Below are 24,101 nucleotides of genomic sequence, written 5' to 3'. Positions count from 1 at the left end.
AGGGGGCTCCGCCCCCTGGACCCCCGAAGCCTATGCCCGCCCACCGCCCGACTCGGTTGCCGGGAAGGCTGAGCTCGAAAAGACAGCAAACTCGAAAAGACGACAGACATGCCCGGTGCCGGAGAGTCCCCCAAGACTCCCCGGCACCGGGCTTTCCCCCGCAACCCCCGTATGCGGTGGCTCTCGCTGTCGCCTCAGTCCGTGGCGATGGCGTTGAGGACGTTCATGCGGCCCGCGCGGAACGCCGGGATCAGGGCGGCGAAGAGGCCGACGAAGGCGGATCCGACGAAGACCCCGATGATGGTCGGCCAGGGGATCTCCAGGACCTTGAGGCCCTGTAGGGCGAGCAGTTTCTGGGCGGTCGCGCCCCAGCCCATGCCGAGCCCCAGACCCAGCAGGGCACCGAAGAGGGCGATGACCACGGACTCCATGCGGATCATGCGGCGCAGCTGGCGGCGGGAGAGGCCGATGGCCCGCATCAGGCCGATCTCGCGGGTCCGCTCGACGACGGAGAGGGCCAGGGTGTTCACCACGCCCAGGACCGCGACGATGATCGCGAGGGCGAGCAGGCCGTAGATCAGGTTCAGCAGCTGGCCGATCTGGTCCTTGAGCGCCTGCTTGTAGTCGGTCTGGTCGCGCACGGTGTACTGCGGGTAGTCGTGCAGGGCGGACTTGAGGGACGTGTACGCGGCGTCCTGCTGACCGTCCTTGGCCGTGGCGAAGACCAGCTCGTCGAGGGGCATCTTGGCGGCCGGCACGTACTTGGCGAGGGTGGCGATGGAGATGTACTTGGCGCCCTGGTCGATGACGACGTCGCTGCTGGTGATCGCGCGGACGGTCAGGTGGGCCGTGCCGCCGTCCTTGAACTTCACGGTGATCTTCGAGCCGAGGTGGATGCCGTGCGCCTCGGCGAACTTCTCGTGGACGGACATCGAGTCGGGCAGGTAGGCGTTCTTGAGGTCGCCGGCGACGGTCTTGGTGCGCAGGTCGGTGGCGTACGTCGGGTCGGCCGCCGTGATGTCGGTGTCCTTGAGGGTCTTGCCGTCGGGCGTGGTGTAGTCGGCGGTGGTGTCCCGGTACTCGGTGACCCGGGCGAGCCCCGGCACGTCCTTGACGGCCTTGACCGCCTGCGGGGTGATCCGCTGGCCGCTGTCGGACTGGATGATGAAGTCCGTGCCGACGGTCTTGTCGAGCTGGTCGCTGGCGGAGGCGACCATGGAGGAGCCGACCACCGAGAGGCAGGCGACCAGCGCCAGGCCGATCATCAGGGCGGCGCCGGTGGCGCCGGTGCGGCGCGGGTTGCGCAGCGCGTTGCGCTCGGCCATGCGTCCGACGGGGCCGAACATCCGCAGCAGGACGGCGCCCAGGACGCGTACCACTCCGGCGGCGAGCAGCGGGCCGATGACGACGAACCCGATCAGCGAGAGCACGATACCGAGGCCGAGCCAGCCGGCGCCCTCCTTGGCCTGGTCCGCCTGCGAGGCCAGGTAGAGGCCGTAGCCGCCGCCGGCGGTCAGCAGGAGGCCCAGCAGGGCGCGGACGAGACCGGCGCGGGCGTCGGCGGGGGCGCCCGCGTCGCGCAGCGCGGCCATCGGGGAGACCTTGCCGGCCCGCCGCGCGGGGAGGTAGGCGGCGAGGACGGTGACGATGACGCCGAGGGCGAGGCCGACCACCGGGGTCGTCCAGGCGACCGTCAGATCGCTCGTCGACAGATGCATGCCCATGGAGCCCATGAGCTTCATCAGGCCGACCGCGATGCCGACGCCTGCGCCGACGCCCAGGACCGAGCCGACCGTGCCGAGCAGCAGGGCCTCGACGAGCACGGACCGGTTGACCTGGCGGCGACTGCTACCGATGGCCCGCATCAGGCCGATCTCGCGGGTGCGCTGGGCGACCAGCATCGAGAAGGTGTTGATGATCAGGAAGATGCCGACGAGGAACGCGATCCCGGCGAAGCCGAGCATCGCGTACTTCATGACGTTCATGAAGCTCTCGACGTCCTTCTGGTTGGCGTCGGCGGTCTCCTTGGCCGTCTGCACCTTGTAGCGGGCGCCGAGTTCGCCGGTCACGTTCTTCTTCAGCTGCGGGTCGGTCACGCCCGGCGCGGCCGTCACGTTGACGTTGGTGAAGACGCCGGTCTGCCCGACGAGCGTCCGCTGCGCGGTCCTCGTGTCGAGGTAGAAGATCGCGGCACCGGGGTTGGTGACGGTGAAGTCGGCGATGCCGGAGATCTTCGCGGTGTGGGTGCCGACCGCGCTGATCACGCCGATCTCGTCGCCGAGCTTCAGATGGTGCTTGTCGGCGGTGTCGGCGTCCACCATGATCTGGCCGGAGTTCGCGGGCGCCGTACCGGAGGCGATCTTCATGGTGCGGGCGTCGTTGGAGTTCCAGCTGCCGACGATGGTCGGCGCGCCGCTGGACGGCGACAGGCTGTCCTTCTTCGCGTCGACGACGGTGACGGACGTCGAGAAGACCGTCCCCTCCGCCGACTTGACGCCGTCCGCCGCGCGGACCCTGGCCACGACCGAGGCCGGCATGACCGGCGGCCTGCCGTTGTCGGAGGTGGTCTCACCGGTGTCGGAGGCACTTTGGGCGCTGACCGTGACATCGGCCGAGGTCGCCGCGAACAGCTTGTCGAACGTCGTGTTCATGGTGTCGGTGAACACCAGGGTGCCGCACACGAACGCCACGGACAGCAGCACGGCTATCGCCGAGAGGGCCATGCGCCCCTTGTGCGCGAAGAAGTTGCGCATCGAGGTCTTCATGACGGTCATGACGTACGCCCCCGCGCGTCGAAGTCCTTCATGCGGTCCAGGACGGCGTCCGCGGTCGGCCGGAACATCTCGTCGACGATCCGGCCGTCGGCGAGGTACAGGACACGGTCCGCGTAGGAGGCGGCGACCGGGTCGTGGGTGACCATGACGATGGTCTGGCCCAGCTCGTCGACGGAGGTCCGCAGGAAGCCCAGCACCTCCGCGCCGGCCCGGGAGTCCAGGTTTCCGGTCGGCTCGTCACCGAAGATGATCTCGGGGCGTGCGGCGAGGGCGCGCGCCACGGCCACGCGCTGCTGCTGGCCGCCCGAGAGCTGCGTGGGACGGTGCTTGAGCCGGTCCGCGAGCCCCACGGTGTCGACCACGCGACCCAGCCACTCCTTGTCGGGCTTCCGCCCGGCGATGTCCATGGGCAGCGTGATGTTCTCCAGCGCGTTCAGCGTGGGCAGCAGGTTGAAGGCCTGGAAGATGAAGCCGATCCGGTCCCGGCGCAGCTGGGTGAGCTTCTTGTCCTTCAGGCCGGTGATCTCGGTCTCGTCCAGGTGGATCTGACCGCTCGTCACGGTGTCGAGCCCGGCGAGGCAGTGCATCAGGGTGGACTTTCCGGAGCCCGAGGGGCCCATGATCGCGGTGAACTGGCCCCGCGCGATGTCCACGTCGACGTGGTCGAGGGCGACGACCCGGGTCTCTCCGGCCCCGTACGCCTTGACGACCTGCCGCGCCCGCGCGGCAACGGCCGTTCGCCCTCCAGTACCCCCGTGCCTGGGAATGGTCACAGCCGATGTCACGGTATGTCTCCTAAGTCGGTCAGCGAAGGGACAGCGCTGTGCTGTGCCCTGCTGTGCTGCGTTCGGTACGACGATGAGTCTCGCGGTCGGCGGGGTCGCTCCGCGCTGGTGCGGAGCCCCGTCTTGCCCGGGGGAAAACCCCACCCCCGCCGGTTCGGTCAACCGCCCCCCGGCGGCGTAAAGCCAGGTTAAGGACGGACGGGGTGCCGTCTCCTCCTCCGGCGGTACGAACCCTCCCCGAGCCGTAGTACGGAGGACCCCCTAGGGGTCGTCCACCGCCGGGTGGAGTCCTTCTCGGGGTCGGACTCCACCCTTCGACCGGGGCAGCCTCCACCCTCCCGTGGCGTGAGGGTCAAGTCGCCGCCCGTCGCCGCCGGGTGGCGGCCCGTTCTTGCCAGGTGGACGCCTACTCCCGCCGGGTGCGGGCGGATGGGAAGCTGTCGTACACGACATAGATGCATGAGGGACACATGGGGAGGGGATCCGGGGTGGGGAGCACGACACCCGCGATACGCGCGGCGGGCCGGGAGACGGGGACGGGCCGGCGCGGGGCCGTGGTGGCCGCGCTGATGCTCTCGATGGCGCTGGCGGCGCTCGACTCCACCGTCGTCTCCACCGCCGTGCCGCAGATCGTCGGCGACCTCGGCGGCTTCTCCGTCTTCTCCTGGCTGTTCTCGGGCTATCTGCTGGCCGTGACGGTGACCCTGCCGGTGTACGGCAAGCTCTCCGACACCTTCGGCCGCAAGCCGGTGCTGGTCGCGGGCGCCGCGCTGTTCCTGCTGGGGTCGCTGCTGTGCGCGGTGGCCTGGAACATGGCCGCGCTGATCGCGTTCCGGATCGTGCAGGGCCTCGGCGGCGGGGCGCTGCAGGGCACCGCGCAGACCCTCGCGGCCGACCTGTACCCGCTGGAGGAGCGGCCGAAGATCCAGTCGAAGCTCTCCACGGTGTGGGCGGTGTCGGCGGTGGCCGGGCCGGGGCTCGGCGGGGTGCTGGCCGCGTACGCGGACTGGCGGTGGATCTTCCTGATCAACCTGCCGATCGGCGTGGCGGCGCTCTGGCTGATAGTGCGTCACCTCCACGAGCCGGAGCGCGCGCCGCGCACGCCCCCGAGGGTGGACTGGGCGGGCGCGCTGGCGGTCTTCGCCTGCGGGGGCGTGCTGCTGACGGCGCTCGTGCAGGGCGGGGTGGCGTGGGCGTGGTGGTCCGCGCCGTCGTGCGCGCTGTTCGCCGGCGGGCTGGCGCTGGCGGGGCTCGTGGTGTGGATCGAGCGCCGAGCGGCCGAGCCGATCATCCCGGGCTGGGTGTGGCGCCGCCGTACGATCGCGGCCGTCAACCTGGCGCTCGGCGCGCTGGGCCTGCTGATGGTGGCGCCGACGGTGTTCCTGCCGACGTACGCGCAGTCGGTCCTCGGCCTCGCCCCGGTGGCCGCCGGCTTCGTGCTGTCGGTGTGGACGCTGAGCTGGCCGGTGTCGGCCGCCCTCAGCCAGCACGTCTACCGGCGCATCGGCTTCCGCGACACCGCGCTGCTCGGCATCGGCGCGGCCGCGCTGATCCTGTTCGCCTTCCCCTTCCTGCCCTATCCGGGGTCGGCCTGGCAGCCGACACTGCTGATGCTCCTGCTGGGCGCCGCGCTCGGCCTGTTCCAGCTGCCGCTGCTCGTGGGCGTGCAGTCGACGGTGGGCTGGGCGGAACGGGGCACCACGACCGCGTCGGTGCTGTTCTGCCGGCAGACCGGGCAGACCGTCGGCGCCTCGGTGTTCGGCGCGGTCGCCAACGGGGTGCTGGCGGCCCGGCTGGGCGGTGCGGGCGACCTCGACTCGGTCACCCGCACGCTGGACGACGGCACGGCTCCCGAGGCCACCCGCCACGCGATCGCGGACGCGGTGCACGCGGTGTACCTCGGAGCGGCGTGCGCGGCCGCACTGGCGTTCCTGGTGCTGCTGTTCGTCGCGCCGCGACGCTTCCCGGTCCTCAAGGACTGACTCCCGCCCCGGAGTTAACGCGGGTAACACCCCAGGTCAACAACGGTCCCGCACAGTAAGCGCATACCGACCGGCCAGTTGCCGGAAAAGGCCGCGCGCCCCGGATACCTACGAGTAACGTGCGTGCCCCGCTCCCCACCTCTCCCTGCGGTCCGCCGCCACGGACCCGAGCCACGCAAGGAGCACCGGGATGTCCTACGACCCGTCCCCGACCTCCCCACCGCCGTCCCCGCGCGAGCCGTCGTACACCTACCCCTGGCAGCCGCTGCCGCCGGAGCCGCCGCGGCCCCGCCATGTCCCGCACCGGGAGCCGGTCGGGCACCACAGCGACCTGCGGGTGCTGCGCGGCGCCTACCGGCTGCAGCGGCGCACCGCGACCCTCACCGCGCTCGGCTACTTCACCCTCTTCCTGGTGCTGTCGGCGTTCGCCCCGTCCGTGATGACCAGCACGGTCGCCGACGGGGTCCCCACCGGCCTGCTCCTCGCGCTCCTCCAACTCCCCGTCACCTGGCTGGCGATCGCCCTGTACGAGCACACCGCGCGCCGCCATGTCGACCCGCTCGCCGACCGCATCCGCAGAACCGCGGAGCTGGACGCCCGGCGGGGGGCCGTACGGTGAGCGGCTTCAGCGGCACCGCGCAGTCCATGTCGCTGGTCGCCTTCACCGTCGTCGCCACCCTCACCCTCCTGCTGTGCGTGCTGACCGGCCCGGACCGCGACGACCTCGCCGAGTTCTACACCGGCTACGGCTCGCTCTCCCCGCTCCGCAACGGCCTCGCGATCGCCGGCGACTACATCTCCGCGGCCACCGTCCTGGGCACCGGCGGGGTGATCGCCCTGTGCGGCTACGACGGTGTCGTGCTCGCCCTCAGCACGGCCCTGTCGCTGATGCTGCTGATGTTCCTGCTGGCCGAACCGCTGCGCAACGCGGGCCGGTTCACCATGGGCGACGCGCTGGCCCGCCGGATGCCCGGCCGGAGCGTGCGGATCGCGGCCTGCGCGGTGACCATCGCCGCGCTGCTGCCGCTGATGCTGGTCCAGCTCGCCGGCGCCGGACAGCTGATGGCCTTCCTGCTCGGCTTCTCCAACGAGGCCGTGCAGACCGGCTGTGTGGTCGGCCTGGGCGCCCTGATGATCAGCTACGCGGCCATCGGCGGCATGAAGGGCACCGCCCTCATCCAGATCCTGAAGATCGTGATGCTGCTCGGCTCCGGCACGGTCGTCGCCCTGCTGGTCCTGCACCGTTTCGACTGGGACCCGGGCGCCCTGCTCACCGCGGCGGCCCGGGGCAGCGGGGCCGGCCCCGCCTTCCTGCACTCGGGGCTCCAGTTCAGCGGCGGGCCCGCCCCCCGCCTCGACATGATCACCTCGGAGCTGACCATCGTCCTCGGCGGCGCCTGCCTGCCGCACATCACGATGCGCATGTACACCGCCGCCGGCGCCCGCCAGGTACGCCGCTCGATGTCCTGGGCGGTGTCCGGCGTGGCCCTGTTCGTGCTGATCATCAGCGTGATCGGGTTCGGCGCCACCGCCCTGGTCGGCCGGAGCGCGATCGCCGCGGCCGACCCGCAGGGCAACACCGCCTATCTGCTGGGCTCCCGCGCGGCGTTCGGGACCGACCTGTCGACGGCGGAGACCCTGCTCTTCACCACCGTCACCACGGCGATCTTCCTGACCCTGCTCGCCTCCGTCGCCGGCATGATCCTCGCCTGCGCCAACTCCCTCGCCCACGATGTCTTCGCGACCCGCGCCCGGGAGCTGCCGGCCCGCCGCGAGATGACCCTGGCCCGGGCCTCCGCACTCGCCATAGGGGTGCCCACGATCCTGCTGGCGACCCTGGTGCAGCACCACAGCCTGCAGCCCCTGGTCACCCTCTCCTTCTGCGTGGGCGCCTCCGCCCTCGCCCCGGCCCTGGTCTACGGCCTCTTCTGGCGCCGCTACACCCGCACCGGCCTGCTGTGCACGCTGCTCGGCGGCACCCTCACCGTGCTGCTGCTGATGCCGGGCACCAACCTGGTCTCGGGCTCGCCGGGCGCCGCCTTCCCGCACGCCGACCTCAACTGGTTCCCCTTCACCACCACCGGCATCGTCTCCATCCCGGCCGGCTTCTTCCTCGGGTGGCTGGGGACGGTGACCTCCGGACGGCGCCGGGCCGCGGAACAGCGGCGGCAGTACGAGGCCGTGGAGGGCCGCATCCTGGCGGGCGCTACTCCGCCGTCGCGCGTCCCGTCAGGGTCATGAGGCTGTCGCGCATGTGATCCATGTGCGCCTGGACGTCGTCCCAGGTCTCCCCGTGCTCGCGCAGCACCCGTTCGGTCTCCCGCACGATCCGGTCCTCCTGGACCCGCGCCTCCTCCAGGATCTCGGCGGCCCGCACCCGGGCCGCCTCCTGGTACCGGCGTTCCGAGTCCTCCGCCTCCACCCGGGCCCGCTCCGCCTCGGCCAGCGCCGCCTCCGCGCGGGCGATGCGTTCGGCGTTGTGCGCGTCGACCGCTGCGGCGCTCGCGGCCTCCTCGCGCTCCGCCTCGGCCCAGCGTTCGGCGTGCTCCTTGGCCTGGTCCGCGAGCATCCCGATGGTGCGCTGCCGCACCTCTCGCAGCGCCCCGAGGGCCTCGCCGCGCCGCTCCTTCACCTCCAGGCGGGCGCCGATGCGCAGGTCGTCGGCCTCCGCACGGGCGGCGAGGAGCAGCTGGCGGGAGCGTTCCTCGGCGTCCGCGCGGAGCGCGTCGGCCCGCTCCCGCACCGCGCGGCACATGCTCTCGGCGCGCTCCTCGACCTCCGCGACGCCTTCCGTCAGCTCCCGCCGGGCGCTGTTGCGGACGGCCGCCGCCTCGTCGAGCACCAGCCGGAACACCCGCTGCGCGCGGTCCCCGAGCGTCTCGTACGTCTGCGGCGGGAGCTCCGCCACGACGACCCGCAACCGCTCGGCCTCCGCGTCCATCTCCTTGGCGAGCACGGTGAGCCGCGCGGCCCGCTCCCACGCGGCGTCCCGGTCCTCCGAGAGCGCCGCCATGAACGTGTCGACCTGCTCGGGGCGGTAACCACGCCCCCGGACGGTCACGAAGCCGTTCGGCGACACCGATGCGCTGCTCACCCTGGAACCCCTCTCCGCAGACCCGCACGAAATGATGATTTCGCGCACATCTTGATGGATAGGGCTTAAGTGTTCATAACGCGACACTCCGCAGAGATGTCACGGCCGAGACACCGCACGGGTCGTTTCCGGGCTGCCGAAGCGTCCGGGGGCGCGAAAGTTCAGCCGCGCGCCCCGCGGTGGCGGGCCGACGCGGAACAGCGGCCGGGGAGAGCGGCCGGCCGGTGCCGAGGACGGTGGGGAAGGGCCAGCAGCCGGCAGCGGTACGCCACCAACTCGCCCAGATACGGCGCGAAGTCCACCCGCCCGTCATGCCCGCGGGGGTGTGGACGCGCACACGCGTGCGGGGCCGGTCCGGTCACCCGACCGGACCGGCCCCGCACGGCCGTCCTCACTTCGCGCTACGGCACCCCGTCTACAGCAGCCCGTCCCACATCTGCTCCAGCAGCACCGACCACCAGCTCTCCGGCGAACCGAGCGCCGCCGGGTCCAGGGAGGCCAGCTGGGCCTGGAAGTCGACGGTCCAGCGGCCCGCCTGCTCCTGGTTCAGACCGAACCTGAGCCGCCACATCCGGCCCAGCAGCGCCAGGCAGCGCGCGAACTCCGGCAGCCCGGTGTTGACGAACTGCGGCGCCACGGACACCCCGCCCGGCCCCGCCTCCACCGGCACGGCCACGATGTTCGCGGTGCCGTACTGCACACAGAGCGCCTTGCCGAAGTCGGTGCCCATGACGAGGTACGACGCCGCGTCCGGCGAGGGCCGCACCCCGCGCTCCTGCGCCAGTTCGGCCAGCGTCGGCACCGGGCGGCCCGGCTGGGCCTGCGCCCAGAAGAACGGCCCCATGTCCAGCGGCAGCCCCGCCGCCACCAGCGTGTGCGCCACGACCGGCGGCACACCCTGCCGGTCCACCGCCGCCTGCTCGAACCGGAACACGCCCGGCCCGAACGCCGCCGCCAGTTCCTGCGCGATCGCCTCCGGCGGGATCGGCGGCGCCGCCTGCACCGGCGGCAGCGGCGCCCGCACCGGCGCGGGCCGCGCGGGACCCGCCGCGACCTGGTGCAACTCGCCCTGGTGGGCGAGCAGTTGCCGCATGCCCTGCTGCCGGCTCGCGTGATCCGTCCCGTACGGCGCGATGCTCGCGAGCCGGGCCTGCGGCCACTGCTCCCGGATCATCCGCGCGCAGTAGGCGCCCGGCAGTTCGCAGGACTCCAGCTCCGTGTGCAGCTCCAGCACCTGGTCCGGCGGCACGTTCATGGCGCGCAGCTCGTGGAAGATCTGCCACTCCGGGTGCGGGGTGCCCGGCGCCGAACGCCGGATCAGCTGCTGCTCCGAACCGTCCTGCGCCCGGTAGCGCAGCACCGCCTGGTAGCCGGGGCCCACGGTCGGCTGCCCCTGCTGCGGATACCCGTACGCCGGCGGCTGCTGCCCCGGCACGGGCTGTCCGGGAGGCGGCGGCATCGCACCGGCCGGCATCGACGGCGGCGCCTGCGGAGCGCCCGGAGGCATGCCGGGGGCGCCCGGGGCGTGCGGTGCGCCGGGGGCGGGCGGGGGCGGGGGCGAATATCCACCCGGGACGTTCACCGGCGGCGCCGCCAACACGGTCTCCGCGTGGTGCACCGCCCCGCCCGCACCTCCGGCGGAGGCCTGGGGCGCGCCCTGCGGGGTGCCCTGCGGGGCGGGGGCGGGGGGCATGCCGGGGACGCCCGGGGGATGCGGGGCGCCGGGAGCAGCCGGAGCACCCGGAGAGCCTGGGGCCTGTGGTGCGCCGGGCGCGAAAGGTGCGCCCGGAGCGCCCGGAGCGCCCGGAGCGCCCGGAGCGCCCGGAGCGCCCGGAGCGCCCGGAGCGCCCGGAGCGCCCGGAGCGCCCGGAGCGCCGGGGGCGCCTGGGGCGCCGGGGGCGCCTGGAGGCTGCGGGGCACCCGGAGCGCCCGGAGCGCCCGGGGCTTGTTGTGCGGGCGCGAAAGGTGCGCCCGGAGCGCCGGGGACGCTCGGCGGCTGCGGGGCGCCCGGCGCGGGGGGTACGCGTGGGGCGCTCGGGGCTCCGGGAGCACCGGGCGGATTGGGGGCGCCGGGAGCGCCTCCTCCCCTCACGCTCGGGTCGGCCAGCATCGTGGCCGCGCGGTGGACATCGCCGGGAGGTGTACCGGGTGGAGTGCCCGGCGCACCGGGCGAGTTGGGGGCGCCCGGCGCCGGTCCCGCGCCTGCCGGACCGTCCGGTCCCTCGGGACCCAGCGAGGACACCATCTGCGTCGGCACATACCCGCCCACCGGCCCACCCGGCGCGGGCGGCTGAGGCGCACCACCGGGATACGCGCCCGGAGTTCCGGGTACGCCCGGCGGCGGAGGCGGCGCACCGGCACCGCCGCGCGCCCTGCGCGGAGGGGGCGCGGCCCTGCTCGTCGCGGCGTCCGCTATGTCACCGGCGTTCGGCGCGAGCGGCCGACTCGGGGCGGCCGGGGTGGCCGGGGTGACCGGGGCAGCTGGAGCGGCCGGCGGCTGGGGCGCCTGCGGATAGCCGTACCCCGGAGCACCGGGCCCCTGCGGGTAGCCGTAGGAAGGCGCGGGTGCCTGGGGATACCCGGGCGCGCCCGGCGGGGGCGCGCCCGGAGCCGACGGTGCCTGCGGGTAGCCGTACGACTGGGCACCCGGCGGAGGCGTGCCGCCGCCCTGCGGTGTGCCGGGCGCACCAGGCACCCCCGCCGGCGTCTCCGTGCCGTCCAGCGCGGGGGACACCGCCGTGGGCGGCAGTTGGCTGCCGCCCGCCATCAGTGCCGTCTCGGCGTCGCCCAGGGCGCCGTCGTCGGCGTCACTCAGCGGGGGCGCGAAGACGGTGGCGGGGAGCGGGACGGAACGGTCGTCACCGGCGTCGGCGTTGGTGTCCGTACCGGCCCAAGGAGTCGCACCGACGGGCACGTCGGGCGCACCGGTGCCCGCACCCGCGCTCACACCCGCACCCGCGCCGCCGGAAGCCGCCGGCACCCCCGCCTGCGTCTCGGCGAGCCCGACCGGTGTCTCACCGTCGGCTCCCGGTCGCCGGTCCGGAATACCCAGCTTGTCCGCCGCCTCCTGGAGCCACTCCGGGGGGCTCAACAGGAACGACGTCTGGTTGAGGTCGACCCGGGCCGCCGGTGCCGGTACCGCGTCGGCGACCTCGGCCTCACGGCCGTACTCCTCCTCGTACCGGCGGATCACCTCGCCCACCGGCAGCGCCGGCCAGAGCGTGGCCTCGCCGCTGTCGCGGGCGATGACCAGCCGTTGCCCGCCCGCGTCGGAGCGCGGGCCCTCCGCCCGGTCCTCGCCCCACACCACGAACCCGAGGCCGAACTCCCGTACCCGCACCTCACGGTGCTGGTACGCGGGCACGTCCCCGTTGACCCATTCCTCCGCGCGCTCCTGCGCCTGCGCGAACGTCACCATGCCGAACTCACTCCCCCGCGCCGGCGGGAACGGCGTGCGCGAAACCGCCGTCCACCATCAGGTTCGCCACCGTCTCCAGCTCCGGCGGGGAGCCCGCCAGCCGCGACAGGAACACGTCGAAGTCCTCACCGCAGGGCAGCAACAGCCGCTCCACGCGCTCGGCCGGCGACCACGACGGGTCCACGTCGCGCACGTCGTCGTACGCGCAGAACCACACCGAGCCCAGCCGGTCGCCCTTCACCTTCACCGCGACCAGACCGCCCTGTACGAAGGTGACGCCCAGGTAGTCCTTGGTCAGATGGTCGCGCAGGCACTTGTTGACGTACACGAGGTCGTTCACCGCCGCCTCGTCGCGGACCGTGAAGAACGGCTGGTCCAGCAGGAGTCCGAGTTCGGCGTCGAGGGCCGTGCCCACCGGCGCGCAGCCGCCCGCCGCCTTCAGGAACGAGCGGTAGGCGCCGGGCAGCCGGTACCCGAGGTCCTCCTCGACCCCCTGCACCTGCGACTCCGTCACCGCCAGACCCGACTTCGGCAGCCCGAAGTGCGCCGGACGCGTCTCCTGCAACGGCCGGGTCCCGCGCTTGCCCTGGTCGACCCGGGTCGTCGCCACCCCGCCGTGGTGCCGCAGCAGCGCCTTCACCTCGACCGGGACCAGCTCCAGCCGGCGCGAGCCCACCACGTGGTGCCAGGTCCAGCCGTGCGGGGTCGCCACCGCCGGCACCGTGTCCCACAGCTCATGGCCGGAGGCCGCCTGCACCGCGTTCGCGGACACGAAGTCCGTCAGCCGCAACTCGTCGACACCGAAACCCTCCGGCGGGTCGGCGATCTCCGCCGCCGCACGCGCGTAGGGCGAGAAGTCGGGGTAGCCGCGCTCGTCGACACGTACCCCTCTCGGGTGACGTGCCGCCCGGACCGGATCCGGGAAATGCACGACCTGCCCGGCATAGGCCACGTTCGGCGGCGCGGCCTGCCCGAGCCGACCTGTCGTCATGACGGTTGCCCCCTGCGGCACTCTGTACGAACCGGAACCACACCCCTGCGGCGCGCCACGGCCCGTATCCGGCTGTCTCTCCCACGTCCCAGACGCGTCGACCGCGCCCATCGCGGTGCCGACAGCCTATGCGGTACGCGAACCCCGGTCATCGGCCCTCCGGTTCCGTGACCAGCCGTCACCCCGCCGTGACAGCGTGCCCAAACCCGGGCGTGTCGCACCGCCCCAGCTACCGCACCCGCCACGGGATTTGGCAGTCTGTGACTTTCGGGGGGATGCCCGGGAGGGGAAGACGATCATGAACGGCACACAGACGGGACCGCACACCGCCATGTCCGGCGCCGGCCACGGCGCCTCCAACGGCGACCCCCGCATCGGCTGGAGCAGCACCGACATACCTCCCGTGCCCACCCTCCAGCACCGCCGCGACGGCATTCTGCCCACCGTCGCCGCCGCCCTCTCCGTCCGCGGCGCCACCCTCACGGGCACCGCCGCCCGCGGCGACCAGCCGCCTCCGCTGCACCCACTGGTCCAGGAGTTCCTCGACACCCTGCCCAGCGGACAGCGCGACCGCTTCACCGGCCGCTGCGCCGAGGCCATCCTCATCTCACGGCACATCAGCGCCGCCGACGGCGCCCGCAGCAAACGCGCCCTGCGCAAACCCATGACCAACGGCGAGGCCCGCAGGGCCCTCAAGCAGGCCAAGCTCACCGCCCGCCGCATACGTGAGGACGGCGATCCCCTGCACGGCAGCTTCGCCGCACCCTGCCGGGCCTGTGCCGCGCTCACCGCCCACTTCGGGGTCCGCGTCGTCGACCCGACCGCCACCGACGCCTGACGCACCCCGCCCCACGGCACACACCCGCACCCGCACCCGCACCACACACGAACGAAGGGCAGATGCACCCCGACCGCACCACGACCACGCGCTTCTCCGTGCCCGTCGACGCCGCGCTGCGCGCCGCCGGCTGGCAGCCCGGACGCTGGGACATAAAGCAGGCCGAGGTCTGGGCCGACACCCTGCGCGAGCACACCTCGCCCGCCGGGCACCGGCACGCCGTGTTCCCGGCCGCCGTGGAGGCCTGGGCCGAGTTCGGGGGCCTGCGGATCAGCCCCGGCGGTCCCGGCCGTCAGATCGCCCCCGCCGCCCTCCATCTCGACCCGCTGCACGGCCTCCATCTCGCCCGCACCCTCGGCGACCTCGGACGCGCCCTGCACACCGAGATCTGCCCGCTGGGCGCGGAGACCGACACCCACTCCCTGCTCGCCATCGACGCCGAGGGCCGCGTCTACACCCTCGACCACACCGGCGACTGGTACGTCGGCCCCGACATCGACCACGCGCTCACCACACTCATCGCGGGCGTCGAACCCCAGCGGCTGACCACGCACAGCTGACCACCCACGCGTGACGACCCACGGCTGACCACCCATGCGTGACGACCCACGGCTGACCACCCATGCGTGACGACCCACGGCTGACCACCCATGCGTGACGACCCACGGCTGACCACCCCCACGTGACGATCCACGGCTGACCACTCACGCCTGACCGGACCGGCGGCCCACGCCCCACCGGACCGGCGGCCCACGCCCCACCGGACCGGTTTTCAGGCCGCCGGGATCACCGCCGACACCCGGAAGCCCCCGGCGTCCGTCGGCCCCGACACGAACACCCCGCCGAGCCCCAGCACCCGCTCACGCATCCCCACCAGACCGTTCCCGCCCGACGGCAGCCCCGCCGACGCGGCCGACGCGGGCTCCGGCGGCGGTTCGTTCTCCACCTGCATGGCGATCTCGGCCACCCGGTGCGCCAGCCGTACATGCGTCTTCGCGCCCGCCGCGTGCTTGTGCACGTTCGTCAGCGCCTCCTGCACCACCCGGAACGCGGTCTGCTCGATCTCCACCGTGTACGAGCGGACCTCCCCCTCCACCGACAGATCCACCACCATCCCGGCCGCCGCCGACTGCCCGATCAGCACGTCCAGCTCCGACAGCCAGGGCCCGTCCTCCTCGACCACCCGCGAGGCGGCCGCCGCGGCCGCCACCCCGACCGCCGCCAACGGCACCGCGGCGGACGCCGGAGCGGACGCCGAGGCCGGGGCCGTACGACCGGCCATCCCCTCGCCCGAGCGCAGCACGCCCAGCATCTCGCGCAGTTCCGTCAGCGCCTGGCGCCCCATGTCGCCGACGAGCGCCGCGTTGCGCACCGCCTTCTCCGGGTCCTTGCGCGCCACCGCCTGCAGCGCCGCCGCGTGCACCACCATCAGGGACACCCGGTGCGCCACGACGTCGTGCATCTCCCGCGCGATCCGGGTCCGTTCCTCGCCCCGCGCCCACTCGGCGCGTTCCTCGGCCCGCTCCGCGAGCAGCTGGAGCTCCCGCTCCAGGCTGTCCGCCCGCTCCCGCAGGCTCTCCATCAGCCGGCGCCGCGCCCCCACGTACAGGCCGAGCAGCACCGGAGGGGCGGTCAGCCCCAGCGAGGTGGTCACCGCCGCGAAGGGCACGAACCAGTCGCCGAGCGTCAGATCCCCGCGGGCCATGTCCTGCTTCACCCGCACGAACGTCACGATCAGCATCCCGACCAGCGACATGCCCGCCAGCGCCACGATGATCCGGCGCGGCAGCTCCGCCGCGGCCAGCGTGTACAGGCCGACGATGCCCATCAGGAAGCCCATCTGGGCCGGCGTGATCGCGATCGAGACCAGGACGACGGCGATCGGCCACTTCCGCCGCAGCAGGAGCACGGATCCGGCCAGCAGCCCGAACACGATCCCCGCCGACAGCGGGACCCCCGCGTCCCGCGCGAACGGGATCCCCTCCGCGCCGCACTCCAGCGCCGACACCAGGGCGAGCGCCCCGTCCAGAACCGCACTGCGCCACCGCGACCACCACCACGGCCCGGTCAAGGCCGTCGCGTGGTCTGCCCCCGTCGTGGTCATGCGTCCAGCCTACGGGCGTGGGGGTGGGCTTTTCCGGTGAGTTTCGTCTACTGGCCTACACCACACTCCGTAACCGAACAACACCGAAACCCACCGGTATCCCTCGAACCGCCGAACCCCGCACGTTCGACCCCGGAATCGGCCATTCCACTCGGGAGTCCCGGGAGTTGGGAGGGAAGGGGGACGCGGCGGCCGCCGTCCCGCTGTGTACGGATCTGTACCGTCGCATCGAGGGCACCCGGTACGGCATAGTAGGGAGCGCCACTCGGCGGCCTGGCTGAATGTCCGGTTCCGTCACTCTTATTCCCCCGTGGTGTAATTGGCAGCACCGTGGCTTTTGGTGCCATTTGTCCGGGTTCGAGTCCTGGCGGGGGAGCAACACCCGGTCCGGGCCCTGACAGCACCGTCAGGGCCCGCTCCCATGTCCCCCACGAAACGCCCCGGTATCCTGCGGATGTCACCCCCACCATCCAAAAGCCGAAGGGCAACTCCGTGAGCGCCATTCGCCCGGCAGCCGTCGTCGTTCTCGCAGCGGGTGAGGGCACCCGTATGAAGTCGGCCACACCCAAGGTCCTGCACGACATCTGTGGCCGTTCCCTGGTGGGTCATGTGCTCGCCGCCTCCCGTGAGTTGGACCCCGAGAACCTGGTCGTCGTCGTCGGGCACGCGCGTGAGCAGGTCGCCGCGCATCTCGGCGAGGTCGACGCCGACGTCCGCACCGCCGTGCAGGAGCAGCAGAACGGCACCGGGCACGCCGTGCGGATGGCGCTGGAGGAGCTGGGCGGCGCGGTCGACGGCACCGTGGTCGTGGTCTGCGGGGACACCCCGCTGCTGACCGGGGAGACGCTGAAGGCGCTCGCCGGGACGCATCACGCCGACGGCAACGCCGTGACCGTGCTGACCGCGGAGGTCCCGGACGCGACGGGGTACGGCCGGATCGTGCGCGACGACGCCTCGGGGGCCGTGACGGCCATCGTCGAGCACAAGGACGCCTCCGCGGAGCAGCGGGCGATCCGGGAGATCAACTCCGGCGTGTTCGCCTTCGACGGGCAGCTGCTCTCGGACGCGCTGGGCAAGGTGCGGACCGACAACAGCCAGGGCGAGGAGTACCTGACCGACGTGCTCGGCATCCTGCGGGAGGCCGGGCACCGGGTGGGGGCCTCCGTGGCCGTCGACCACCGGGAGATCGCCGGCATCAACAACCGGGTGCAGCTGGCGGAGGCCCGCCGGATCCTCAACGACCGGCTGCTGGAGCGGGCCATGCTCGCCGGCGTGACGGTCGTGGACCCGGCGACGACCTGGATCGACGTGACGGTGACCTTCGAGCAGGACGCCGTGGTGCACCCGGCGACGCAGCTGCACGGCGCCACGCATCTGGGGCAGGGCGCGGAGGTCGGGCCGAACAGCCGGCTGAAGGACACCCGGGTCGGCGCCGGGGCGCGGGTCGACAACACGGTGGCCGATTCCGCCCATATCGGTCCGGACGCGACCGTGGGACCGTATGCCTACCTGCGGCCGGGGACCCGGCTGGGGGCGAAGGGCAAGATCGGCACGTACGTCGAGACGAAGAACGCCACGATCGGGGAGGGGACGAAGGTTCCGCACCTCTCCTACGTGGGCGACGCGACGATCGGCGACTACTCGAACATCGGTGCGGCCAGCGTGTTCGTGAACTACGACGGCGAGAACAAGCACCACACCACCGTCGGGTCGCACTGCAAGACGGGTTCGGACAACATGTTTGTGGCGCCTGTCACGGTCGGGGACGGTGCGTACACCGCCGCCGGGTCCGTGATCACGAAGGATGTGCCGCCCGGTTCGCTGGCCGTGGCCCGCGGTCAGCAGCGGAATATCGAGGGTTGGGTGGCCCGGAAGCGTCCGGGGAGCGCGGCGGCGAAGGCCGCCGAGGCGGCGTCCCGGCAGGGCGCGAGCGAGGACTGACCGGAAACAGGTGCGCCGAAGACGTCGTACCGTGATAAGTGCACACCCGCACCTAACCAGCTGATTCGGCCTCTCGCGCCCAGCCGAGAGGTCGCTGGACAGCCTGCTGTACGGCTGACACACCTCTGAGGAGACAGTGCTGTGACCGGGATCAAGACGACCGGCGAGAAGAAGATGATGTTCTTCTCCGGCCGCGCCCACCCCGAGCTTGCCGAGGAGGTCGCCCACCAGCTGGGTGTCGGGGTCGTCCCGACGAAGGCCTTCGACTTCGCGAACGGCGAGATCTACGTCCGGTACCAGGAGTCGGCGCGTGGAGCCGACTGCTTCGTGATCCAGAGCCACACGGCTCCGATCAACCAGTGGATCATGGAGCAGCTGATCATGATCGACGCGCTGAAGCGCGCGTCGGCACGGTCCATCACCGTCATCGTGCCGTTCTACGGTTACGCGCGGCAGGACAAGAAGCACCGGGGCCGTGAACCGATCTCGGCGCGTCTCATCGCCGATCTGATGAAGACGGCGGGCGCGGACCGGATTCTCACGGTCGACCTGCACACGGACCAGATCCAGGGCTTCTTCGACGGCCCGGTGGACCACCTGTTCGCGCTTCCGCTGCTCGCGGACTACGTGGGCCGGAAGGCGGACAGGGACAAGCTGACGATCGTGTCCCCGGACGCCGGCCGGGTGCGGGTGGCGGACCGTTGGTGCGACCGGCTCGGTGCGCCGCTGGCGATCGTGCACAAGCGGCGCGACAAGGACGTGGCGAACCAGGTGACCGTCCACGAGGTCGTGGGTGAGGTCAAGGGGCGCGTGTGTGTCCTGGTCGACGACATGATCGACACCGGTGGCACCATCTGCGCGGCGGCCGACGCGCTGTTCGCACACGGCGCCGAGGACGTCATCGTGACCGCCACGCACGGCGTGCTCTCCGGCCCTGCGGCGGACCGGCTGAAGAACTCGCGGGTGAGCGAGGTCGTGCTGACGAACACGCTGCCGACGCCGGGTGAGCTGAGCCGGGATCTGGACAAGATCACGGTGCTGTCGATCGCGCCGACGATCGCGAGCGCGGTGCGCGAGGTGTTCGAGGACGGTTCGGTGACGAGCCTGTTCGACGAGCAGTGAGCTGTAAAAACGCTTCTGCATGATCATCAGCGCCCGGCGGGCAGCGATGATCGATTTCTCCGTGGCCTCCCGCGCCGAGTAGACTTCCCCAGTTGCTCGGCGAGGGAGGCCACGCCTCCGTTATCGACGCGCTCTTCGTAGCAGGCCGTTCGTGGCCGGGTGACCACGTCCGTACCTACCTCTACGAGGAGTGATCAACATGGCCGAAGTTAAGATCGCCGCCGAGTCGCGCACCGAGTTCGGCAAGGGCGCCGCGCGCCGCATCCGCCGTGACAGCAAGGTCCCCGGTGTCCTCTACGGCCACGGCTCGGACCCGCTGCACCTCACCCTCCCGGGCCACGACCTGCTGCTCGCGCTGCGCACGCCGAACGTCCTGATCTCCCTGGACATCGACGGCAAGACCAACGAGCTGGCGATCCCGAAGTCCGTGCAGCGCGACCCGATCAAGGGCTACCTGGAGCACGTCGACCTGCTGCTGGTCAAGCGCGGCGAGAAGGTCACGGTCGAGATCCCGGTGCACACCGAGGGCGAGCTGGCCGCCGGCGGCAACCTGCTGGAGCACGTGCTCAACGCGCTTCCGGTCGAGGCCGAGGCCACCCACATCCCCGAGGCCGTCACCGTCTCCGTCGAGGGCCTGGAGGCCGGCGCCTCCGTCCTCGCCAAGGACATCACCCTGCCGTCCGGCGTGACCCTGGCCGTCGAGGAGGACGCCGTCGTCCTCCAGGTCCTGGCCGCGCAGGCCGAGGAGGCCCCGGAGGGCGAGGCCGCCGAGGGCGACCAGGCCGCGGAGGCCTGATCCTCACCTTCGTTTCATCGTTCGTCAGCCGCTGCTTCCTCCCGGGAGCGGCGGCTGGCGCGTATCAAGGAGACATGGACGTGACCACCCCCGCAGGGGCCTCCCCCGCCAACGCCCCCTGGCTGATCGTCGGTCTCGGCAACCCCGGGCCCGAGTACGCGGCGAACCGGCACAACGTCGGCTTCATGGTCGTGGACCTGCTCGCCGGGCGGATCGGCGGGAAGTTCAAGCGGGCCGGGAAGGCGCAGGCCCAGGTCGTGGAGGGGCGGATCGGGGCGCCCGGACCGGCGAACCGGCGGGTGATCCTGGCCAAGCCGATGTCGTTCATGAACCTGTCCGGCGGGCCGGTGAACGCCCTGCGGGACTTCTACAAGGTGCCGCTCACCAACGTCCTCGCGATCCATGACGAGCTGGACATCGACTACGGCGTCCTCCGGCTGAAGCTGGGCGGCGGGGACAACGGGCACAACGGGCTGAAGTCGATGACGAAGGCGATGGGCCCGGACTACCACCGGGTACGGTTCGGGATCGGGCGCCCTCCGGGCCGGATGCAGGTCGCCGACTTCGTGCTGAAGGACTTCTCCTCGGCCGAGCGCAAGGAGCTGGACTACTTCGTGGACCGGGCCGCCGACGCGGTGGAGGCGTTGGTGACCGAGGGCCTGGAGCGGGCGCAAAGCACGTACAACTCCTGACTTGTCACCTGTTCGTACCCTGCCCGTCCCCCACGGCAGTTGACCGACCGTAGGGAAATGGCCAATGATCCCGGCCATGCCTGCTGCCTCCGCCGCCTCCTCCCGTACGGCTCCGGTCGACGCGCTGCGTGTCGTGACGATGGGCGCGGTCGCCGTGCTGATCCTGGTCGCCGGGGTGTGGGGGTCCTGGGGCACGGCGCAGCACGTGATGCTGACCAAGGGCAAGGAGCGGGGCACGATCGAGGTGTCCGCGTGCGGTGCGGACACCTGCACGGGCCCGTTCACACCGGTCTCGGCCGGGGCGTCGAAGCGCGCCGGCGTCGTCATCGACAAGTCGGTCGCGGTGCGCAAGGGGCAGACCTACGACGTGATCGTGAAGCCCGGCACCGACGAGGTGGTCCGGTCGGGCCCCGCCGGGGTCCTGTACTCCTGGGTGCCGCTGGGCGGCGCGCTGCTGCTGGCGTCGGTGGTGGTGGCCGGCGGGCTGCGCCTGACGCGGGTGGCGTGGATCCTCGGCGGTACCGGGATCGCACTGCTCACCGCGGCGTTCGCCGCCCTGCAGTGAGACGACGGGTGCCCCCGGGGTTCACGACCCCGGGGGCACCGCCGTGCTGAGAACGGTCAGCCGGTGTTGCGCAGGCCCGCCGCCACACCGTTGACGGTGAGGAGCAGGGCGCGGGCGAGCAGCGGGTCGGGTTCGGTGCCCGCCGCCGCGGCGTCCCGCTGGCGCTTGAGCAGGGTGACCTGGAGGTAGGAGATCGGGTCCAGGTAGGCGTCCCGGATGGTGAAGGTCTGCTTCAGGGCCGGGGTGGCGTCCAGCAGCTCGCTCTCGCCGGTGATCTTGAGGACCTCGGCGACGGTCAGCGCGTGCTCCTCACGGATCGTGTCGAAGACGTGCTTGAGCTCGTCGGGGACGAGGGTGTCCACGTAGTGCTGGGCGATCCGCAGGTCCGTCTTGGCGAGGGTCATCTCGACGTTGGAGATGAAGTTGCGGAAGAAGTGCCACTGCTCGTGCATCTCGTCCAGGACGCCCTCTCCTCCCAATGTTGCGGTCAGGCCCGCCTCGCGCAGCGCCTTCAGGCCGGAGCCGACGCCGAACCAGCCGGGGACGATCTGCCGGGACTGGGTCCAGCCGAACACCCAGGGAATGGCCCGCAGCCCGTCGAGCGAGACGCCGGAGCCGGGGCGGCGGGAGGGCCGGGAGCCCAGGTGCAGGTCGGCGAGCTGGTCCACCGGCGTCGACGCGAGGAAGTACGTCGGCAGGTCCGGGTCCTCCACCAGGCGGCGGTAGGCGGCGTGGGCCGCGTCCGAGACCACGTCCATCGCCGCGTCCCAGCGGGCCAGCGCCTCCACCGACTGGCGGGGGGAGGTGTGCAGGGCCGAGGCCTGCAGCGTGGCCGCGACCGTCAGTTCCAGGTTCTCCCTGGCCAGGGACGGGATGAGGTACTTGTCGGAGATGACCTCGCCCTGCTCGGTGACCTTGATCTCGCCCTCCAGGGTGCCCCAGGGCTGGGCGAGGATGGCGTCGTGGGAGGGGCCGCCGCCGCGGCCGACGGTGCCGCCGCGGCCATGGAAGAGGCGCAGGCGGACGCCGTAGCGGTGGGCGACGTCGCGCAGCCGGCGCTGGGCGCGGTGGATCTCCCACTGGCTGGTGGTGATGCCGCCGAACTTGGAGGAGTCGGAGTAGCCGAGCATGACCTCCTGGACGTCCCCGCGCAGCGCCACCAGGCGGCGGTAGGACGGGTCGGAGAGCATGTCCTCCAGGATGGTGTCGGCGGCCTTGAGCTCGTCGGTGGTCTCCAGGAGCGGCACGATGCCGACCTTGGCCCAGCCGGCGTGCAGGTCGATCAGGCCGGCCTCACGGGCCAGGACCGCGGCGGCGAAGACGTCGTCGGCGCCCTGGCACATGGAGATGATGTAGGACTCGATGACCTCGGGTCCGAAGACCTCCAGGGCCTTCTTCACGGTCTGGAAGACACCCAGGGTCTTCTCACCCGCCGCGTCCACCGGCGCCGGGGTCGGCGCGAGCGGACGGCGCGAACGCAGTTCCTTCGCGAGGAGCTTGGCGCGGTACTCGCGGGGCATGTCGGTGTAGCGCCAGGACTCCTCGCCGAGGCGGTCGAAGAGCTGGCCGAGGGCGTGGTGGTGGGCGTCGGCGTGCTCGCGGACGTCCATGGTGGCGAGCTGGAGGCCGAACGCGGCCAGCGTGCGGATCGTACGGGCCAGGCGGCCGTCGGCGAACAGGCCGCCGCGGTGCTCGCGCAGGGAGGCCTGGATCAGGCGCAGGTCGCTGAGGAGTTCGGCGGTGCCGAGGTAGTCGTGGCCGGGCTGGTGCGGGGTGCCCTTGGCCAGGCGCTGCTTGGTGTTGGTCAGCTTCTGCCGGATGCAGGTGGCCTTGAGCCGGTACGGCTCCTCGGCGTTGAGGCGCTTGTAGCGGGGGCTGATCTCGGGGAGGAGTTCCAGGTCCGCGCGGAGGGACTCCAGGAGTTCCTCGGTGGCGCCCGTGTAGCGGATGGAGTTGGAGAGCAGGCCGCGCAGCTCGTCGATGGTCTGCAGGGCGTCGTTGATGCCGTGCTCGTGCTGGAGGATCAGGACGTCCCAGGTGACCTGGGGGGTGACGTTGGGGTTGCCGTCGCGGTCGCCGCCGATCCAGGTGCCGAAGGTGAGGGGCCGGGTGTCGTCGGGGAGCCTCACCCCGACCCGCTCCAGCTCTGCGGTCAGGTCCTCCAGGACGTCTCCGACCGCGTCGGCGTGCAGCTCGTCCAGGTAGTAGATGGCGTTGCGGGCCTCGTCGGCGGGCTCCGGGCGGACCACGCGCAGCTCGTCGGTCTGCCAGACCAGGTCGATGTTCTCCGCGAGGCGGATGTCGTGGCGGCGGCGGTCGGACTCGATGACGGGCGTGTCCAGGAGCGCGGCGATGCGCCGGAGCTTGTTCAGGACGGAGCGGCGCGCGGCCTCGGTGGGGTGGGCCGTGAACACCGGGCGGACGTTGAGGTTCTGGACGCTCTGGCGCAGGTGGTCGGGGTCGGCGTCCTTCAGCCGGTCCGCGGTGCGGGCCAGCAGGCCGCCCTCGGCGGCGCGGCGGGCGCGCAGTTCCCGGCCGCGGTGGACCTGCTCGGTGACGTTGGCCAGGTGGAAGTAGGTGGAGAAGGCGCGGACCAGCTTGGCGGCGGTCTCCAGTTCGGTGCCGCGCAGCAGGTCGGCGGCGGCCTCGCCGTCCTCGCGGGTCAGGCGGCGGACCCGCTCGACGAGTTCCAGCAGCTCCGGGCCCTCCTGCCGGACGAGGGTCTCGCCGAGGAGGTCACCCAGTCGGCGGATGTCGGCGCGCAGCTCACTGCTGGTCGTGGTGGTCTGGTCGTCGGCACTGCTCACAGGTGCGGCTCCTTGCAGTGGTGAAGCTCGTCTGGAGGGGAACCCGGCCGTCGGCCGCGCGGTGGCGTGCGTGCCCCGCATACGGGCCGGACATCCGGGAAGGAAACAGAGCGGACCGCGCTGTCCGACCGACTCCAAGGATAGGTGTCCATGAGGACGCGCAGGCTCTCGGGCTCTTGCTGTGAGACGCCT

Annotated in this window: 17 protein-coding genes and 1 tRNA gene; 11 read left to right on the top strand and 7 right to left on the bottom strand. The window is 72.3% G+C overall.

What is annotated here, in order from left to right; all coding sequences use genetic code 11:
* Positions 1-194: 194 nt before the first annotated feature.
* The gene (locus ACIPSJ_RS30490) at positions 195-2,774 is read right to left on the bottom strand and encodes an ABC transporter permease (RefSeq protein ID WP_401350841.1); all 2,580 of its coding nucleotides are present in this window, start codon (positions 2,772-2,774) and stop codon (positions 195-197) included.
* Positions 2,771-3,559 (bottom strand): ABC transporter ATP-binding protein, encoded by a 789-nt coding sequence (locus ACIPSJ_RS30485; protein ID WP_359212868.1) that lies wholly within the window; start codon positions 3,557-3,559, stop codon positions 2,771-2,773. The genes ACIPSJ_RS30490 and ACIPSJ_RS30485 overlap by 4 nt, the downstream gene beginning before the upstream one ends.
* A gap of 488 nt (positions 3,560-4,047) precedes the next feature.
* On the opposite strand from ACIPSJ_RS30485, the gene ACIPSJ_RS30480 reads away from it, so the two are divergent.
* The 3 genes from ACIPSJ_RS30480 to ACIPSJ_RS30470 all read left to right on the top strand — a co-directional run bounded on the left by ACIPSJ_RS30480 (position 4,048) and on the right by ACIPSJ_RS30470 (position 7,782).
* On the top strand, positions 4,048-5,541 hold the full coding sequence (locus ACIPSJ_RS30480; RefSeq protein WP_401350840.1) for an MFS transporter: 1,494 nt from the start codon (positions 4,048-4,050) through the stop codon (positions 5,539-5,541).
* A gap of 190 nt (positions 5,542-5,731) precedes the next feature.
* The gene (locus tag ACIPSJ_RS30475) at positions 5,732-6,160 is read left to right on the top strand and encodes a DUF485 domain-containing protein (RefSeq protein WP_359212862.1); all 429 of its coding nucleotides are present in this window, start codon (positions 5,732-5,734) and stop codon (positions 6,158-6,160) included.
* Positions 6,161-6,186: 26 nt separating this feature from the next.
* Positions 6,187-7,782, top strand: a complete 1,596-nt coding sequence (locus ACIPSJ_RS30470) for a cation acetate symporter (protein ID WP_401350978.1) — start codon at positions 6,187-6,189, stop codon at positions 7,780-7,782.
* On the opposite strand, the gene ACIPSJ_RS30465 is transcribed toward ACIPSJ_RS30470, so the two are convergent.
* From ACIPSJ_RS30465 to ACIPSJ_RS30455, 3 genes are all read right to left on the bottom strand, one after another.
* Positions 7,748-8,635, bottom strand: coding sequence for a cellulose-binding protein (locus ACIPSJ_RS30465; RefSeq protein WP_401350838.1), 888 nt, complete (start codon positions 8,633-8,635; stop codon positions 7,748-7,750). The two genes, ACIPSJ_RS30470 and ACIPSJ_RS30465, sit on opposite strands and share 35 nt — an antisense overlap.
* 415 nt (positions 8,636-9,050) lie before the next feature.
* The gene (locus ACIPSJ_RS30460) at positions 9,051-12,053 is read right to left on the bottom strand and encodes an SUKH-4 family immunity protein (protein ID WP_401350837.1); all 3,003 of its coding nucleotides are present in this window, start codon (positions 12,051-12,053) and stop codon (positions 9,051-9,053) included.
* 7 nt (positions 12,054-12,060) lie between these two features.
* A complete protein-coding gene (locus tag ACIPSJ_RS30455) occupies positions 12,061-13,044 on the bottom strand; it encodes an HNH endonuclease (protein WP_355716192.1) in 984 nt (327 codons plus the stop codon).
* A gap of 298 nt (positions 13,045-13,342) precedes the next feature.
* Here ACIPSJ_RS30455 and ACIPSJ_RS30450 point away from each other — a divergent pair, with 298 nt between their 5' ends.
* On the top strand, positions 13,343-13,882 hold the full coding sequence (locus ACIPSJ_RS30450; RefSeq protein WP_355716189.1) for a YwqJ-related putative deaminase: 540 nt from the start codon (positions 13,343-13,345) through the stop codon (positions 13,880-13,882).
* A 62-nt stretch (positions 13,883-13,944) separates the two neighbouring features.
* Complete coding sequence (locus ACIPSJ_RS30445) at positions 13,945-14,442, top strand: SUKH-3 domain-containing protein (protein ID WP_355716186.1); 498 nt, start codon at positions 13,945-13,947, stop codon at positions 14,440-14,442.
* A 212-nt stretch (positions 14,443-14,654) separates the two neighbouring features.
* On the opposite strand, the gene ACIPSJ_RS30440 is transcribed toward ACIPSJ_RS30445, so the two are convergent.
* Positions 14,655-15,986 (bottom strand): sensor histidine kinase, encoded by a 1,332-nt coding sequence (locus tag ACIPSJ_RS30440; protein WP_401350835.1) that lies wholly within the window; start codon positions 15,984-15,986, stop codon positions 14,655-14,657.
* Between the two features lie 304 nt (positions 15,987-16,290).
* On the opposite strand from ACIPSJ_RS30440, the gene ACIPSJ_RS30435 reads away from it, so the two are divergent.
* From ACIPSJ_RS30435 to ACIPSJ_RS30410, 6 genes are all read left to right on the top strand, one after another.
* Positions 16,291-16,362 (top strand) — tRNA-Gln (locus ACIPSJ_RS30435).
* A 116-nt stretch (positions 16,363-16,478) separates the two neighbouring features.
* Positions 16,479-17,927: a bifunctional UDP-N-acetylglucosamine diphosphorylase/glucosamine-1-phosphate N-acetyltransferase GlmU gene (gene glmU / locus ACIPSJ_RS30430; protein ID WP_401350834.1), complete on the top strand. Its 1,449-nt coding sequence runs from the start codon at positions 16,479-16,481 to the stop codon at positions 17,925-17,927.
* Between the two features lie 141 nt (positions 17,928-18,068).
* Complete coding sequence (locus ACIPSJ_RS30425; protein ID WP_355716178.1) at positions 18,069-19,049, top strand: ribose-phosphate diphosphokinase; 981 nt, start codon at positions 18,069-18,071, stop codon at positions 19,047-19,049.
* 199 nt (positions 19,050-19,248) lie between these two features.
* Entirely contained in the window at positions 19,249-19,845 is a 597-nt protein-coding gene (locus ACIPSJ_RS30420; RefSeq protein WP_359212846.1) for a 50S ribosomal protein L25/general stress protein Ctc, read from the top strand.
* A 74-nt stretch (positions 19,846-19,919) separates the two neighbouring features.
* Positions 19,920-20,537: an aminoacyl-tRNA hydrolase gene (gene pth, locus ACIPSJ_RS30415; protein WP_401350831.1), complete on the top strand. Its 618-nt coding sequence runs from the start codon at positions 19,920-19,922 to the stop codon at positions 20,535-20,537.
* Between the two features lie 64 nt (positions 20,538-20,601).
* Positions 20,602-21,102 carry a hypothetical protein gene (locus ACIPSJ_RS30410; protein WP_359212840.1) on the top strand — a complete coding sequence of 167 codons (501 nt, stop codon included), beginning with the start codon at positions 20,602-20,604 and terminating at the stop codon, positions 21,100-21,102.
* Positions 21,103-21,158: 56 nt separating this feature from the next.
* On the opposite strand, the gene ppc is transcribed toward ACIPSJ_RS30410, so the two are convergent.
* Entirely contained in the window at positions 21,159-23,909 is a 2,751-nt protein-coding gene (gene ppc / locus ACIPSJ_RS30405) for a phosphoenolpyruvate carboxylase (RefSeq protein WP_401350830.1), read from the bottom strand.
* Positions 23,910-24,101: the final 192 nt, after the last annotated feature.

It is taken from the genome of Streptomyces sp. NPDC090088 (assembly GCF_044747345.1).
GTDB lineage: Bacteria > Actinomycetota > Actinomycetes > Streptomycetales > Streptomycetaceae > Streptomyces.
The sequence above is the reverse complement of the archived record's forward strand: the minus strand, read 5'-3'. Positions and strand labels throughout refer to the sequence as shown.